The following is a 15,945-nucleotide window of genomic DNA, read 5'->3' on the forward strand; positions in this document are numbered from 1 at the left end:
AAAGAGAAAAGTGTATAAAAAAGTAGTGGTTGAACTACTTATTAAATATACAAAAAATGTCTGCTATAAGCAGACATTTTTCGTTAGTATAACGTAAAATAATTTTAATATTTAACCAGTTTAGTAAGCCCAATTGATAAGGGTAGCGCCCCAGGTAAAACCACCTCCGAAAGCGGCTAAAACAATTTTGTCGCCTTTTTGCATTTGTTTTTCCCATTCCCATAAGCATAAAGGAATGGTAGCGGCGGTAGTATTCCCGTAACGTTCAATGTTTACCATTACTTTAGAGGCATCTAAACCGATTCTGTCGGCAGTTGCATCAATAATACGTTTGTTGGCCTGGTGCGGAACTAACCAGGCAATATCGTTACCGGTTAACTGATTTCTTTCTAATAGTTCGGCACTTACATCAGCCATACCTTTTACGGCGTGTTTGAAAACGGCCTGACCTTCCTGGAAAGCGTAGTGTTCTTTATTGGTAACGGTTTCAATGCTTGCAGGGCGAAAAGATCCGCCGGCACGCATATTCAGGTAATTTCCTCCTGAACCGTCAGATTTTAAGATAGAATCCTGCACCCCGAATCCTTCGTAGTTTGGCTCTAACAACACGGCTCCGGCACCATCTCCAAAGATTATACAGGTAGCCCTGTCTTCGTAGTTGATAATAGAGCTCATTTTATCGGCTCCTACCACCACTACTTTTTTATATCTGCCACTTTCAATCAATGACGCGCCGGTAGTGAGTGAATATAAAAAACCTGAGCAGGCTGCCAGCAGGTCAAACCCCCAGGCATTTACAGCGCCCAGTTTATGACAGGCCAGGTTGGCTGTTGAAGGGAACATCATATCAGGAGTAACAGTTCCTACAATTAATGCGTCGATTTCGCTCGGGTCAATGCCTCTTTTTTTACACAATTCCTGAACCGCGGGTACTACCATGTCTGAAGTTGCCAGGCCTTCTCCCTTTAGAATTCTTCTTTCCGTGATACCGGTTCTGGTTCTAATCCATTCATCGTTGGTATCAACCATCTTTTCTAAATCAAAGTTCGTCAGCTTATCTTCTGGAACAAAACCACCAACAGCAGTGATGGCAGCGGATATTTTCTGGGTCATGCTTTAAGCTTAAATAAATAAATTGCAGTGTATTAATGTTCTACATGCAAAAGTAGGCGTCAAATTTAGTGAATTATTGTATTTTAAAGATAAAGCAACTATAATATTTGAAATTATTTTAAAAAACAACCTCCCCTCCGCAGGCAGAACAACAAGTCTAACGATTTTTACGTTTAAATAGATGGATGTAATCAGAAACTATTTACTAAATTCGCAGCCATGATTGCATTTATACGAGGTAATTTTGTGTATAAGTCACCCGCAGTGGTGCATGTAGAAGCTAATGGCGTTGGGTATGAGTTGCAAATAAGTTTAAATACTTATACTAATATCCAGACAATGAACCAGGGGCTTCTGTATACATGGTTACATATCCGTGAAGATGCACATGTTTTATATGGTTTTTTCGATTTAGTAGAAAAAGAACTTTTTTTACAGCTGATCAGCGTTTCGGGAATTGGTGCCTCAACCGCAAGGATGATGATGAGTTCGCTGAAACCGGAGGAAATCGCACAGGCGATTGCTCAAAGTAACACGAAAGTGTTAGAAGGTATCAAGGGGATTGGTAAAAAGTCGGCTGAAAGGGTGGTGTTAGAGTTGAAAGACAAGATGCAGAAGTATCAATGGGATACCCAACACAGTGTGGTAAAGGCTGATCCGCTTGAAATGGATGCGCTGAATGCATTGGTAGCGCTGGGCATTCCAAAAACAAATGCAGAAAATGCCGTTAAAAAAGTGATGAAAACCCAACCAAACCTTAATATTGTAGAAGAAATTATTAAACTAGCACTAAAATCTCTGTAAGCCTATCCACAAAATTCTACTTAACCAATTCTAGAGAAAAAGCTTGGCTCGACTACAACACCAACAATTTTGGTATGTAACCATCCTATGTGTGGTTTTCACTTTTTTATTGCCTGTATCGGATATTTACGCTCAAAATGATACAGCGCAAGTGAAGGGTGTTGACACGCTCAGGTTTCCTATTCGCGATAGGATCGGAGATCGCTTTAACTATCCTATCAATAATCCTTACAGTTTACCTAACCCCATTAATATTACCGACTCTATTGCTTACGATCCGGAAACCAAATTATACCACGTTTATGAAAAAATAGGCAATAAGTATTATCGTACACCGACCTACTTTACATTCGATGAATTTCTAAGACTTTACGGAGCTCAGGCAGATAAAAATTATTTTCAGAAAAGAAGCAATGCATTGAGTGAACTCAACAGAAAACTGTTGAAACCTGAAATGAAGGTGACGGATAATCTGTTTAACCGGATTTTCGGTAATGGAAAAGTAGACCTGAAACCACAGGGCGACATTAACCTGATTGCGGGTTATCAGGGCCAGAAAGTAAATAACCCTGCTTTACCTGAACGGGCAAGGAGAAACGGAGGCTTTGATTTTGATATGAATGCTGCCATCAGTGTAGTAGGAAGTGTGGGAGATAAGCTGAAACTACCCATCAGCTATAACACACAATCGAATTTTGATTTTGAAAACCAGCTTCGGCTGGAATATACCGGTGATGATGATCAGATTATCAAAAAAATTGAAGCCGGTAACGTTTCGTTTTCTTCGAAAGGATCTCTCATTCCCGGTGCGCAGCAACTATTCGGTATTAAAACACAGCTTCAGTTTGGTAAACTTTGGGTAACCGGCGTATTGGCTAACCAACGCTCACAGCGCCAGTCGCTCAACTTACAAGGTGGCTCAGCCAGTATGTATTTTGACTTCAAAGCACACGATTACGAAGAAAACAGACACTTCCTTTTATCACAATATTTTAAGAATAACTTTAACCATGCCATGTCAAACCTGCCGGTAGTAAACTCGCAGGTGCAGATATTACGTCTTGAAGTTTGGGTAACCAACCGCAATAATGCCACTACGGAAACCAGGGATGTGGTAGCGTTGATGGATTTAGGAGAACAAAATCCTTACCTCAGTTCAAACCCTAATCTTGCTCCCGGTACCCCGTTAGCGAACGGGTTACCTGATAATAATGTCAACCAGCTTTACCGCAATCTGGTAAACGATCCTTCGATGAGAAACAGCTCGATGGTGACCAGCAGGTTGGGAAGTTTAGGTCTGACTCCTATTCAGGATTTTGAAAAAACCTTTGCCAGAAAGTTAAATACGAACGAATATTATTATAACCCTCAGGTAGGGTTTTTGTCGTTGATGCAGGCGCTGCAGCCGGATGAAGTACTGGGTGTGGCATTTCAGTATAGCTACAATGGCCGTGTTTATCAGGTAGGTGAGTTTTCGCAGGATGTAACACCCGATACCACTGCTTCAACTGCAGGTACTCAAAAGATGCTGTTCTTAAAACTATTAAAAGCAACTTCTCAGCGAACTCAGTTGCCCATCTGGAAACTGATGATGAAAAACGTTTATTCATTGAAGTCTAAAGATGGTAGCTATTTGTCAAACATGCAACCGAACGACTTTAAGTTGAACGTATTGTATGAAGAACCCAGTCAGGGACAGAAAAGATTTTTACCGGAAGGTGATAAAGTCGGACAGCCTATTATCAGCATCTTAAATTTAGATCGTTTAAATGCCCGTAACGACCCCTCACCCGATGGGGTATTCGATTATATAGAAGGATTTACAGTGATCTCGAATCAGGGAAGAGTGATCTTCCCGTTATTGGAACCTTTTGGCCGAGACCTTGATTCGCTTGCATTTGCCAATAGTGACCAGGCTACCAAAAATAAATACATTTATTATCCGCTTTACGATACGATTAAAGAAATTGCAAAAACTTACGCTAATCTTGACCGCTATATTATCAGTGGTTATGGAAAGGGAAATTCAAATTCTGATATTTATCTCGGAGCATTCAATATACCTCAGGGGTCGGTAAGTGTTACTGCCGGAGGACAGACGCTGATTGAGAATGTAGACTATACAATTGATTACAGTTTGGGTTCTGTTAAAATATTGAACCAGGCTATTCTGAATAGTGGTGTTCCGGTAAGTGTTCAGTTTGAGAATAATGCGGGCTTCGGTATACAGCAGCGCAGCTTTATGGGATTACGTCTCGATTATATGGCTATACAGTCGGCGCGTGAAAACTTTTCGATCGGAGCTTCAATGGTAAAGCTGAGAGAACGCCCGTATTTTACAAAGATGCTATATGATAACGATCCGATTAATAATACCATGTATGGATTGGATTTCAGTTATCAGTCTGAAGTGCCGAGATTAACCCGTTGGTTAAATAAACTGCCTTTTTATTCAACGGAAGAGATGAGTACGATTCAGGCTTATGGTGAGGCTGCTTATTTACAACCCGGCCACCCGAAACAAATCGGTGAAGGAAGTCAGGGGATGATTTTTATCGATGATTTTGAAGGATCCAGAAATACGATTGACCTTCGTTTTCCTTTAGTAAGCTGGGGTTTATCTTCTACGCCTGCGAACAACGGATTATTTCCTGAAGCAAATCTCATGAACGATCTGAACTATGGTAAGAATCGTGCAAAAATTGCCTGGTATAATATCGAACCGATTTTACAAGACAGAAGAAGCACTAATAATCCATTACGCGACAATCCGCCAACGATCGGTTTAGAACAGGAGTTAAACGACCCGAGAACAAGATCTATTTCCGTAACGCAGTTATATCCAAACAGAACACCTGATTTCGGACAGGCACAGCTAGTTACTTTTGATATTGCTTATTATCCGCAGGATAGAGGTCCTTATAACTTTGATACAGACAATATAGATGCGAACGGAAAATTATTAAATCCTAAAGATCGGTGGGGTGGTATTATGCGTGGGCTTGATCAGGTGGATTTTGAAACCGGAAACGTGGAATTTATTGAGTTCTGGATGCAGGATCCATATATCATGAATCCGGGCAGTACCGGTGGTGATCTTTACTTCAACTTAGGAAACGTATCGGAAGATGTTTTAAAAGATGGTAAACGTTTCTTTGAAAACGGTATCAGCGGTGCTACCACAAAAGCATTGGAAGATTCAGCTACAGTATGGGGTAAAGTTCCCGGAAACCCGATACAGGTAACAAAAGCCTTTAGTAATGACCCGGCTGACAGACCGTTGCAGGATGCCGGTCTGGATGGATTGGATGATGATGCCGAAAGAAGACGTTTTCAGTCTTACCTGGCTTCATTAGCAGCTAAGTTCGGTGTTAACTCGCCGGTATATCAGGCCGCACTGAATGACCCGGCCAGTGATAACTTTAAAAACTACAGAGACCAGGATTATAATAATAACAAAGCAGGTATTCTTGAACGCTATAAAAGTATCAACTCTCCTCAGGGTAACTCTCCGGTTTCAACAAATGAAAACTATGTGAGTGCCTTTACCATGTATCCTGATCAGGAAGAGTTCAATAACGACAATACATTAAATGAGCTGGAAGAATATTTCCAATACCGTGTTCGATTAAACAGAAGTCAGTTTCAGGTGGGAAATAATTTCATCACGGATAGTGTGAATATTACTCCTAACTCAGGTATTGCAGAAACCTGGTATTTATTCAGAATTCCAATTGCTGAATATGAAGCCAAAATCGGAAATATTCCAGATTTTAAATCGATCCGTTTCATCAGAATGTATTTAACCGGGTTTGAAGATTCTGTGGTATTACGTTTTGCAAAATTAGAATTGGTAAGAAGCCAGTGGAGAAAATTTAATTATGAATTAGATACAACGGGTCAGTACTTACCATTACCGGCAAACAGTACGGTAACTTTTAATCAGCTGGCTGTAAATATTGAAGAAAATAGTGCCCGTTCACCAATTCCTTATAAAACGCCTCCGGGTGTAATCCGTCAGCAACAGTTGAGTAATAACAACGTAAACATGTTGTTGAATGAACAGTCATTGAGTATGCAGATTTGTGATTTACCCCAAAATCAATCGCGTGGCGTATTCAAGAATATGAATCTGGATTTGCGGATGTACGGGAAGTTACAGATGTATATACACGCAGAAAGTACCAGGTTCAGCGGTGATGTGAAAAATGATGAACTATACGCAGTCATACGATTGGGAAATGATCTGATCAATAACTTTTATGAAATAAAAATTCCGCTCAAAGTAACTTCATGGGGAAGCCTGGATGCGGCTCTTATATGGCCCGCAGCGAATGAACTTGATTTAAATTTGTCATTACTGACCGATTTAAAAATGGAGCGGAATAATCTTGGGAACGTAAATGCTTATTATAAAAGAGTTACCGACGATGGTAAAGAGTATGCTATCATCGGTAATCCGAATCTGGGTGAAGTACGTTCATTCTTTATAGGGGTTGAGAACAAAAGAAATGCTCCGGCTTGTGCGGAAATCTGGTTCAACGAATTACGATTGAGTGAACTGAATGAAAAAGGTGGATGGGCTGCTTTAGCCAGGGTAGACTTTAAACTTGCAGACCTTGGTACATTGTATATTGCAGGTAGTGCACGCTCCAGCGGATTTGGTACTTTAGAACAGCGGGTGAATGAACGTTCACGTGAAAATATGCGTCAGTTTGATGCAGCCGCTAACCTGGAGCTGGGTAAGCTGTTACCAGCCAATGCAAGCATGTCTATTCCTGTATATGCCAGTGTTTCTCAACAGGTGATTACTCCCGAATATGACCCATATGACCTTGATATTAAATATAAAGACAAGCTGAATGCTTCAAACCCTGCTTTCAGAGATTCAATCAAACGTGATGCTATTGAGATAAAAACAATTCAAACCGTCAACTTTACCAACGTCAAAAAAGTAAATACTACCGGTAAAAAAATACAATTGTGGAGTATTGAAAATATTGATGTCAGTTATTCTTATTATCGCGAACAGCATACCAGTCCTTTAATTGAAAGCAATAACATGGTGCGGCACCGGGCAGGACTAGGATACAACTATACTTCCACCCCCAGATATTGGGAGCCGGTAAAAGGAGTTGTACGAAGTAATAATCCATGGTTGGCTTTCTTCCGGGAATTTAACATAAATCCCAAACCGGCGCTGATAGGTTTCAGAGCGGATGTGAATCGTCAGTTCGGAGCGTTCAGGCCAAGAAGTGTTGGTACGCCGAAAGGAATGATTCCCGAAACCTATGACAAGTTCTTTACCTTCGACCGTTATTATAATTTAAGATGGGATTTAACCCGTTCTTTGAATATTGACTTTAAAGCCATTAATAAAGCCTGGATAGATGAAGATACCGGAAGGCTCGATCATATAGAACGTAAAAGAATGTGGGATAAGTTTTGGGACGGAGGCAGAACCATTGCATACGACCATGACTTTAACATCACTTATGTAGTGCCGATCAATAAAATTCCGGCCTTTGACTGGATGACAGTACGCGCCAGTTATACGGCCAGCTTCAGCTGGTTAGGAGCGTCATTAATTGCGAGAAATCTGGGAAATACTTTATCGAACGGCCAACAGAAAAACCTGAATGCCGAATTAGATTTTACCAAACTTTATGCGAAATCGAAATGGTTGGGTAATCTGGATAAAGCAGATGCGCCGGCTATTCAGCCACCATCTGGTTTAATTTCAAGACCAAACGCCGAACCTGAACCTGAAAAGACTGTGCCGGATATGACTGCCGGAAAACGGTTTTTAGGAAGAGTCATTACTTCATTAAAACGAACAACGATTCAGTATTCAGAAAGTGCTTCTGCTACTATTTATGGCTATACGGATAGTACAAAGATATTAGGTATGAACTTCAGATCGATGGGGCCAGGATTAGGATTCATATTTGGAAAACAACCGGATACTTCTTTTGTAACTACCATGGCGAATAAGGGATGGTTGTCGAGTGATCCTGACTTTAACTATCAGAACCGGCAGGATTATTCTCAGCGTCTGAATGTAACGGCGCAATTATCTCCGTTCAGAGATCTGATCATTGATCTGAATCTTGACAAAGCTTTCGGTAAAAATTATACGGAACTCTATAAAGATACTACCGGTACCGGATTGCATTTTGCGAAATTAAGTCCGTACAGTGCAGGTAGTTTCAGCATCAGCTATATTTCTTATCAGACTTTATTTGAGAAAGTAAATCCGAATGAAGTTTCTAATGCATTCAGACGTTTTCAGGAAAACAGAATTTTATTATCAAGAAGACTGGCAGAACAGAATCCTTACTGGCAGGCATTACCTGATAATGAAAAATTTCTGAGTGACGGTTTTTACAATGGTTATTCACGCTATGCACAGGACGTATTGATTCCTGCTTTTCTGGCTGCGTATACCAACAAAGATCCGAATAGTATAGAGTTGATCGAGCAACGAAATCCGAATATCCGTTCCAATCCGTTTAAAGGATTGTTACCTAAACCTAACTGGAATATTACTTATACAGGATTAACGACTATTCCTGCAATTGCTAAAGTGTTTACCAACTTTACTATTTCGCATGGTTACAGAAGCACTTTAAGCATGAATAGTTTTAATTCGAATTTATTGTTTGATGATCCGTTCAGATTTAACTATCCTGGATTTATTGATACCTTAACCGGAAACTTTATGCCATATTTTCTGGTGCCGAATATTTCGATCAGTGAAGCATTTGAACCATTGATCAACATCGATGTACAGTTTACCAACCAGTTACAAAGCCGCTTTGAATATAGAAAATCAAGGCAATTGAGCTTAAGCCTGATCGATTATCAGTTGAGCGAAGCTTATTCGCAGGAGTTTACCATTGGTGCGGGATTCAGGAAGAAAGGTGCACTTTCCTTCTTAAAATGGAAGGGAAAAAGCCTTGAGAATGATGGAAACTTCCGTTTGGATCTAAGTTTCAGAGATGATGTTACCACCAATAGCCGCTTAGATCAGGAACAGGTGCTGCCCACCAACGGACAGAAAGTAATTTTCATTAATCCAAGTATTGATTATGTGGTTAGTAAGAGAGTAAACCTGAAGTTATACTTTGAGCAAAGAAGAACAATTCCAAAAATATCAACAAGTCCCCCAATGACTACTACCAGAGGTGGGGTACAGATTAGGGTTTCTTTAGCACAATAGAGTTCATTATGTTAAAAAAACTGTAACAGTTTTTAAAAATAGCTGTATCGGATAAGCCTAGTATGCGATTTGTATAGATAGTTATATAAAACTATTCAATATGAAGAAATTATTGTTCGCGATCGCACTACTTATCAGCACCTCAACCTTTGCCCAACTTCAAATCGGTATTAAAGGCGGTGTAAACGCCAGTAACTTTTCAGGGAAAAACCTTGAAGGATATAAAAAAGAAGGTCTTGTAGGGTTCCACGTTGGTGGATATTTAGATATACCTGTAGCGGGAATATTTTCTGTGAAACCAGAGGTTTTATGGTCAACGCAAGGTGCAAAATTAGAAGATGCTACAGGCGGTAAAACAGATTATAAATTGAACTACGTAAACGTTCCTGTGTTAGCTAAATTTGACTTAGGAGGTGCTTATGTTGAATTTGGTCCTCAATTTGGATTTAAAGCCAGCGAAAATATCGGAAATTCTACTATTAATGATTTTGCAAAAGGACTCGATTTATCCGGAGCAGTTGGTCTTGGATTTAATTCAGGAAGAGGGTTTGGTATTGCGGCCAGATATTTTGCAGGATTATCTAAAGTAAGTGATTATGAATTTGGTAATACAAAACCTGATTACAAAAACAGTGTTTTTCAGCTGAGTTTAACGTATAATTTCTTGAACAACTAGTGCATAACAACTGAAATTGTTTTCAACTTATATTGTAAACAGTTTTAAACGAAGAGGCGATTTACTGAATGTAAATCGCCTCTTCGTTTTGTAAGTATTATCCGGTACAATGTTTTTAATAAAATTCTATTATAATTCTTTATTAGCTATTTCAAAGAGTACAATGTAACCGCAGAGCTGTTTCTTTTTCTTATGTACCTGTACTGCTCTAAGCATGTGTTTTTCTGTGAATTTAGGAATAAACTCTATTTCAATAATATTCGGATCAGATAGCAAAGGTTGCTTTTTGGTATAGGCGACTTGCTTTTCATCAAAATCGAAAATTCTTGTTTCTAATAATCTGCTATCAGGTTGTGCGATGAAGATGTATTTATAAATTTTCTGGTTACTTAACTCTGCAATAACCGGTATTTCATATTCACTTTCCATCGGAACCAATGCTTCTCTGTAAATGGTATAACCTTGTTCTTTTGCATTGTCTTTTACACTATCAATTTGATGTTGAATAAGACGGGAATCACAAGGTATTTGTTGTGCGGATGCATCCAGCAGGGTAAAGAGCGTTATAAAACAGAAAATATATTTCATAGGGATTAGCTTTTTATAAAAGAAACGGCAGTTGCCTGAGCTGTTGGCATAATTACCAGATCATTAATACATACATGTAACGGCTGGCTGGCTACAAACAAAACAGTATTGGCAATGTCATCAGCAATCAGCGGTTCAAAACCTTTGTATACTGCTTCTGCTTTTTGCTGGTCGCCCTTAAATCTTACGGTAGAAAACTCTGTGTTGGCTGCACCTGGGTGTATAGCTGTTACTTTTATCCGGTGTGGTAAAAGGTCAATCCGCATTGCTTTAGAGATGGCATCTACCGCGAATTTAGTGGCATTATATACGTTACCGTTTTCATACACTTCTTTTGCTGCGATGGAGCCCAGATTGAATATATGCGGGGCCGTACTTTCTTTTAAAAGGGGTAAGCAGGCTCTGGTCATGTATAACAAACCTTTCAGGTTCGTATCAATCATGGTGTCCCAGTCATCCATGTCGGCAGTATCAAAAGGGTCTCTGCCCAGAGCGAGTCCGGCATTGTTAACTAAAATATCTATGTGTTTGAATGTATCCGGCAAACCGGCTATAGCATTAAAACAGGCGTCTTTATTTCTAACATCAAACGTTAAAGTGTGTACTTCAACATTGAACTCTCCGGTAATTTGTTCACTGATTTCTTTTAACCTGTCGGCTCTTCTTCCGGTAAGAATTAACTTATACTTTTCCTTCGCAAAAAGAAGTGAGATTGCTTTGCCAAATCCGGCAGTAGCACCGGTGATCAATATGGTTTTAGAGGTCATTTTCTATCTATATATGTAAAATAAAAATTCTTTTACGGCATTCAATACTCTTTCCGGTTCTTCAATCATGCCCATATGGCCTGAATTGTTGAGTATATTTACAAAGCTGATATTAGGTAAATATACCTGTTGAAGAGTGTCGTCGTATTTTACAGCCTGGTCGTGTTTGCCAATAATCCAAAGAACAGGGAGAGCGGTTGATTTAAGTAAAGCCGTATGGTCTTCGCGCCGAATCATAGCTCTGGTATAAGCTATTAATACTTCTGGTGCGGTATACTGATTTGCTTCTATATGCTCCTGAATAGCCGTTGATAAATTTTCCTGAGACTGAGTAGAAAACAAATTTGGAGTCGTTGTTTTGATGAACAGTTCGTTTCCATATTTCTCTATAAACTCAATATTTTTTTCGCGTGCTTCGATTTTTTCTTCACTATCAGCAAATGCTGTTGAGTGTATCAATCCGAATGCTAAAATATTATCAGGATGTTGTGCTACCAATGAGAGGGTAATGTATCCGCCCATGCTATGACCTAAAACAGTAACCGGTTGCTGAATAATTTCTTCAATAAAATCATTGATGAGGCTGGCATAATCGGTTAAGTTCCAGAGGGCTGTTTTTTCATTAAAACCAGAACCATTAATACCGGGTAGCTGAATGATATAAACTTTATAATGACTTTTCAGTAAATGTTGTAAATCATTAAAAACATTACCATTTTCTCCGAACCCATGTATAAAGAGTACGGGATGTCCTTTACCTTCTACGGTGTATTGCAAGTTTACTTGTGGGTGTATATATTCCATAACAATTTATTTCAGTTGTCGATGATGAATAGTGCGGCTGATATAGTAACTACTTGCAACAATGAGACCTAAAATAGGAATAACTGCGGTATTAAAGTTTTGTGGAATAAACCACCAAAAAATGCCGGTGAAGATGGCAATAATCATCGTAATTCGGAAATAAGTTGCTACCCATTTCTTTGAGCTGAATATGAAGAAGCTGATAATGAGGTGAGTAGGTATAGCCCACAGTAAATTATAATTATTCTCACAAACTTCATCTACACGGATAATCCACAAAATGCTGAGAACAACGCCCAAAGCACCTAACACAAAGTACAATACAAAATTGATCAGTTTGAGTAATAAGGAAACCCATCTCAGTTGTACGAAACTCAGGCATACATACAACATCAGTAAAACACTGAAAACAATAGAAGGAGTCAGTGAGGTTTCTTCAAAAAGAGTAGTATCTGCGGGCAGTAACTGATTGGTTTCTTTTACCAGCGGCTGATTACCGATTTTGGCTTTTGCAAAACTGTTCATCAGATTTTTAGGTAAAAAGCGAAAGCCAATACTATCTACTTTCGTATCAATTTTACTGGAAAGAATCAGGTCTATTCCAAACTTCATCCAATCCTGGTAGCCTTCATCGAGATATTCATGCAGTAATTGTCTGTAGGTAGGTATTTTTTCCGGTAATGCGTTGGAAATAGATACATTCTTACCGATGATGTTGAAAATAGCATCATCAGATTTGGTAGTACAGTTGTTCTTTGTAAAATGATATTGGTAAACGCGGTTTTCGGGAAGGTCATTTCGCGTTAATGCATCTAAAATAGTGTGTGATTGTTCACAACTCAGATTGAGCACCTGTTCGGTTACTCCTCTGCTAAAATATTGGTATTCTCTTAGAAAGTATACCATGTCGTAAGAACTAAGCTCATAGTTCATGATTCCCTGAACAAACTTCCAGTAGAATAAAGGGTCAGAGTCATCGAATGTACCGTAATTGAAAACTCTGTCTAAGTTGATAGCAGGGTCTTTTACACGGATAGCAGTATGCCCGAATGCCGAATAAGCATCAGTACCTTGTGTGCAGGTCAATAAGCTAATCTGTAAACGGCAAGAGTCGATCTGTGCGCTTACAGGAAAAAAGAAAAAACAAGTGAATAAAGATATGAGTAAAGTTAATTTTTTCATTCTTTGAGTACTGGTAAAAGCTAAACTACAAAAAAAAGCGTATCTATCAGAGAAGATACGCTTTATAATTATCTGAATTGTTTGTTATCTCGAATAGTTAGGAGCTTCTTTGGTAATCTCAACATCGTGTGCATGAGACTCTTTCATTCCAGCGTTGGTAATTTTAACAAATTGAGCATTTTGCAGTGCTTTAATATCTTTAGCACCTACATAACCCATACCTGCCCTTAGTCCGCCAACATACTGATAAATTACTTCACTCACGCTTCCTTTGTAAGCGATTCTACCTTCGATTCCTTCCGGTACGAATTTCTTCACATCATCTTCTACATCCTGGAAATATCTATCGCCACTACCTTTACTCATTGCGCCGATAGAACCCATTCCCCGGTATTGTTTGAATTTTCTGCCTTCGTAAATAATGGTTTCGCCGGGAGATTCTTCTGTTCCTGCGAAAACACTACCCATCATAACAACATTGGCACCGGCTGCTAATGCTTTTACCATATCGCCTGTATAACGGATACCTCCATCTGCGATAACAGGAATCCCTTTTTTAGACAATACTCCGGAAGCCTCCATGATTGCTGTTATTTGCGGCATACCAGCTCCGGCAACAATACGTGTAGTACAGATAGAACCGGGTCCGATTCCTACTTTCACTGCATCTGCCCCGGCTTCTGCTAAGGCTAAGGCACCTGCGGCAGTACCTACATTACCAGCTATTACTTGTAATTTTTTGAAATTTTTCTTCACGCTCTTCAGTGCATCGAGTACACCCTTGCTATGTCCGTGTGCGGAATCCAGACAAACAACGTCTACACCAAATTCCTGTAATGCAGCAGCACGATCCATTAAGTCAGAAGTGATGCCTAAAGCTGCACCTACCAATAAACGGCCATAATTATCTTTTACAGCATTCGGGAAACTTTCCAGTTGAAGAATATCTCTATAGGTAATTAATCCTTTTAAGATACCATCTTTTGAAACAACGGGCAGTTTCTCGATTTTGTGTTTTTGTAGAATTTTTTCAGCCTTTTTTAAGTCAGTGCCTTCTGCTGCTACAATCAGGTTGTGCGACATAATTTCACTTACTTTTCTTTTAGGACTGTTTTCAAACCTTAAATCTCTGTTTGTAAGAATTCCTACTAATTTATTATTAGTATCTACGATTGGAATACCGCCGATTCTATTGGTTTTCATTACTGCCAGCGCATCACCAATGGTAGCGTCTTGTGTAAGAGTGATGGGATCTATAATCAAACCCGCCTCGCTTCTTTTTACCTTTCTTACCTGGTTTGCTTGCTGTTCAATACTCATGTTTTTATGAAGTATACCTATACCGCCCTGGCGTGCCAATGCGATAGCAAGGTTTGCTTCAGTAACAGTATCCATTGCCGAAGATAACAATGGAGTATTCAATGTAATACTCTTGGTTAATTTACTGCGAATGTCAGTATCACGGGGTAAAACTTGAGAGTAGGCAGGAACTAACAATACATCATCGAATGTTAAGCCTTCTCCAAAAAACTTGTCTTTACCGGGAAGAGTAGATTGCGAAGTTTTAATTCTAGTTGCCATGTGCAAAGATAGGCATGCAATTAAATACCTTCCAAAATTAATTTTCAAATTTCTTATTTTCTTAACGTTCACTGCTGATATCGCTTACCAAACTCTTGTTCAGGCAATAATATCTGCCTGGTAAACACTGGATATAGTTGTTCATCTCGAGTAATAACAGCCTATGCGTTAAATCAGCCATTGAAACCGGTACTCTCTGTAGCAGGTCATCGAAATGTAAAAAACGTTGAACAGTCAAAAAATGTACAATTTCCTGTTCTTCTTTTGACAAGTGTGATAGTGAAATAAGAGGAATAACAGGAATACTTCCTGCAGCGGGCAGATAATGCTGAATTTGTTTCGGATGAGAAAGTATATCTGCCTGATGATTGACTATCAGTTGATTGGAGCCACTACTTTTGACATCAATTCATCTACCCGGCACGGCCAGTACATCTCTGTTATATTGTGCTGCAAAAGCGGCGGTACGGAGGCTACCTCCTTTTTCTCCACTTTCAATAACAACCAATAACTTGCACCAGCCGGCAATAATGCGATTGCGCGCTGAAAAATGATGCTTTTCAATTTTTACAGAGGGGGTATATTCTGAAACAATAGCACCACCTTCTGCTATAATCTTGTCGGCTAATCCACGATGAACGGCAGGGTACATGTATTTGAAACCGTGCGCCAGGATCGCAATAGTCGGTATTTTCAGGTTTATTGCATGCTGATGGGCTGTGGCATCGATACCGATCGCTAATCCTGAAATGATATATATCGGGTAACCTTTCGAATAATTCAGTAATTGTTGAGTTGAAATAGTACCATAATCGCTGGGAGTGCGTGTACCGACAATACCGATTCCCATCGATTCAGAAGCCGGTAAACAACCTCTTACAAATAATACAATTGGAGCATCAGGACATTCTTTTAGCAAAACCGGATATGCGGTTGAATGAAAAGACAATATTTCTGCGTGCAGGCTTTCTAATGTTTTTAATTCATCGTCAATTTCTTTTCAATTGTTGAAATTGATCAGATCAACGAGTAACCGTCTTTTAGCAAAAGGAGATTGTTTTAATGATTTGATCTCCTCAAAGACCGCTTGTGCGGATCCATACTCTTCCAGCAATATTCTTTTAGTAATATTGCCGATCCCTTTTACACGTTGTAATGCCAGTAAATGTTTTAACTCGTTCTGCATCATATCTAATTATACGTATGCA

General features: G+C 39.3%; 12 protein-coding genes. 3 read left to right on the plus strand and 9 right to left on the minus strand.

Translation table 11 applies throughout. The features are described from left to right. Nucleotides 1-120: 120 nt before the first annotated feature. Complete coding sequence (locus tag D9O48_RS03305; protein WP_126970541.1) at nucleotides 121-1,113, minus strand: beta-ketoacyl-ACP synthase III; 993 nt, start codon at nucleotides 1,111-1,113, stop codon at nucleotides 121-123. Nucleotides 1,114-1,332: 219 nt separating this feature from the next. Between D9O48_RS03305 and ruvA the strand changes: the two genes are divergently transcribed. The 3 genes from ruvA (at nucleotide 1,333) to D9O48_RS03320 (ending at nucleotide 9,815) form a co-directional block, all read left to right on the plus strand. After that, nucleotides 1,333-1,917 carry a Holliday junction branch migration protein RuvA gene (gene ruvA, locus D9O48_RS03310; RefSeq protein WP_126970543.1) on the plus strand — a complete coding sequence of 195 codons (585 nt, stop codon included), beginning with the start codon at nucleotides 1,333-1,335 and terminating at the stop codon, nucleotides 1,915-1,917. A gap of 43 nt (nucleotides 1,918-1,960) precedes the next feature. Beyond that, nucleotides 1,961-9,139, plus strand: coding sequence for a T9SS outer membrane translocon Sov/SprA (gene sov, locus D9O48_RS03315; protein WP_233589167.1), 7,179 nt, complete (start codon nucleotides 1,961-1,963; stop codon nucleotides 9,137-9,139). Nucleotides 9,140-9,239: 100 nt separating this feature from the next. Continuing rightward, the gene (locus D9O48_RS03320; protein ID WP_126970545.1) at nucleotides 9,240-9,815 is read left to right on the plus strand and encodes a porin family protein; all 576 of its coding nucleotides are present in this window, start codon (nucleotides 9,240-9,242) and stop codon (nucleotides 9,813-9,815) included. Nucleotides 9,816-9,944: 129 nt separating this feature from the next. Here D9O48_RS03320 and D9O48_RS03325 read toward each other — a convergent pair whose 3' ends face one another. The 8 genes from D9O48_RS03325 to D9O48_RS03360 all read right to left on the minus strand — a co-directional run bounded on the left by D9O48_RS03325 (nucleotide 9,945) and on the right by D9O48_RS03360 (nucleotide 15,923). Further along, nucleotides 9,945-10,403 (minus strand): hypothetical protein, encoded by a 459-nt coding sequence (locus D9O48_RS03325; protein ID WP_126970547.1) that lies wholly within the window; start codon nucleotides 10,401-10,403, stop codon nucleotides 9,945-9,947. A 5-nt stretch (nucleotides 10,404-10,408) separates the two neighbouring features. Then, nucleotides 10,409-11,170, minus strand: a complete 762-nt coding sequence (locus tag D9O48_RS03330; protein ID WP_126970549.1) for an SDR family NAD(P)-dependent oxidoreductase — start codon at nucleotides 11,168-11,170, stop codon at nucleotides 10,409-10,411. A gap of 3 nt (nucleotides 11,171-11,173) precedes the next feature. Then, nucleotides 11,174-11,974 (minus strand): alpha/beta fold hydrolase, encoded by an 801-nt coding sequence (locus D9O48_RS03335; protein ID WP_126970551.1) that lies wholly within the window; start codon nucleotides 11,972-11,974, stop codon nucleotides 11,174-11,176. 6 nt (nucleotides 11,975-11,980) lie between these two features. Continuing rightward, entirely contained in the window at nucleotides 11,981-13,156 is a 1,176-nt protein-coding gene (locus D9O48_RS03340; RefSeq protein ID WP_126970553.1) for a lipoprotein N-acyltransferase Lnb domain-containing protein, read from the minus strand. 84 nt (nucleotides 13,157-13,240) lie between these two features. After that, a complete protein-coding gene (gene guaB, locus D9O48_RS03345; protein WP_126970555.1) occupies nucleotides 13,241-14,737 on the minus strand; it encodes an IMP dehydrogenase in 1,497 nt (498 codons plus the stop codon). A gap of 61 nt (nucleotides 14,738-14,798) precedes the next feature. Continuing rightward, nucleotides 14,799-15,008: a DprA-like winged helix domain-containing protein gene (locus tag D9O48_RS03350; protein WP_126970557.1), complete on the minus strand. Its 210-nt coding sequence runs from the start codon at nucleotides 15,006-15,008 to the stop codon at nucleotides 14,799-14,801. A 138-nt stretch (nucleotides 15,009-15,146) separates the two neighbouring features. Further along, complete coding sequence (gene dprA / locus D9O48_RS03355; protein WP_126970559.1) at nucleotides 15,147-15,731, minus strand: DNA-processing protein DprA; 585 nt, start codon at nucleotides 15,729-15,731, stop codon at nucleotides 15,147-15,149. A 6-nt stretch (nucleotides 15,732-15,737) separates the two neighbouring features. Then, the gene (locus D9O48_RS03360; RefSeq protein ID WP_126970561.1) at nucleotides 15,738-15,923 is read right to left on the minus strand and encodes a hypothetical protein; all 186 of its coding nucleotides are present in this window, start codon (nucleotides 15,921-15,923) and stop codon (nucleotides 15,738-15,740) included. Nucleotides 15,924-15,945 lie beyond the last annotated feature (22 nt).

It is taken from the genome of Gynurincola endophyticus (assembly GCF_003991195.1).
Lineage (GTDB): Bacteria > Bacteroidota > Bacteroidia > Chitinophagales > Chitinophagaceae > Gynurincola > Gynurincola endophyticus.

Coding starts and splice junctions, on each gene's coding strand:
- D9O48_RS03330 (WP_126970549.1), bottom strand. CDS start 11,170: ATGACCTCTAAAACCATATTGATCACCGGTGCTACTGCCGGATTTGGC.
- D9O48_RS03325 (WP_126970547.1), bottom strand. CDS start 10,403: ATGAAATATATTTTCTGTTTTATAACGCTCTTTACCCTGCTGGATGCA.
- D9O48_RS03305 (WP_126970541.1), bottom strand. CDS start 1,113: ATGACCCAGAAAATATCCGCTGCCATCACTGCTGTTGGTGGTTTTGTT.
- D9O48_RS03320 (WP_126970545.1), top strand. CDS start 9,240: ATGAAGAAATTATTGTTCGCGATCGCACTACTTATCAGCACCTCAACC.
- D9O48_RS03340 (WP_126970553.1), bottom strand. CDS start 13,156: ATGAAAAAATTAACTTTACTCATATCTTTATTCACTTGTTTTTTCTTT.
- D9O48_RS03360 (WP_126970561.1), bottom strand. CDS start 15,923: ATGCAGAACGAGTTAAAACATTTACTGGCATTACAACGTGTAAAAGGG.
- guaB (WP_126970555.1), bottom strand. CDS start 14,737: ATGGCAACTAGAATTAAAACTTCGCAATCTACTCTTCCCGGTAAAGAC.
- ruvA (WP_126970543.1), top strand. CDS start 1,333: ATGATTGCATTTATACGAGGTAATTTTGTGTATAAGTCACCCGCAGTG.
- D9O48_RS03335 (WP_126970551.1), bottom strand. CDS start 11,974: ATGGAATATATACACCCACAAGTAAACTTGCAATACACCGTAGAAGGT.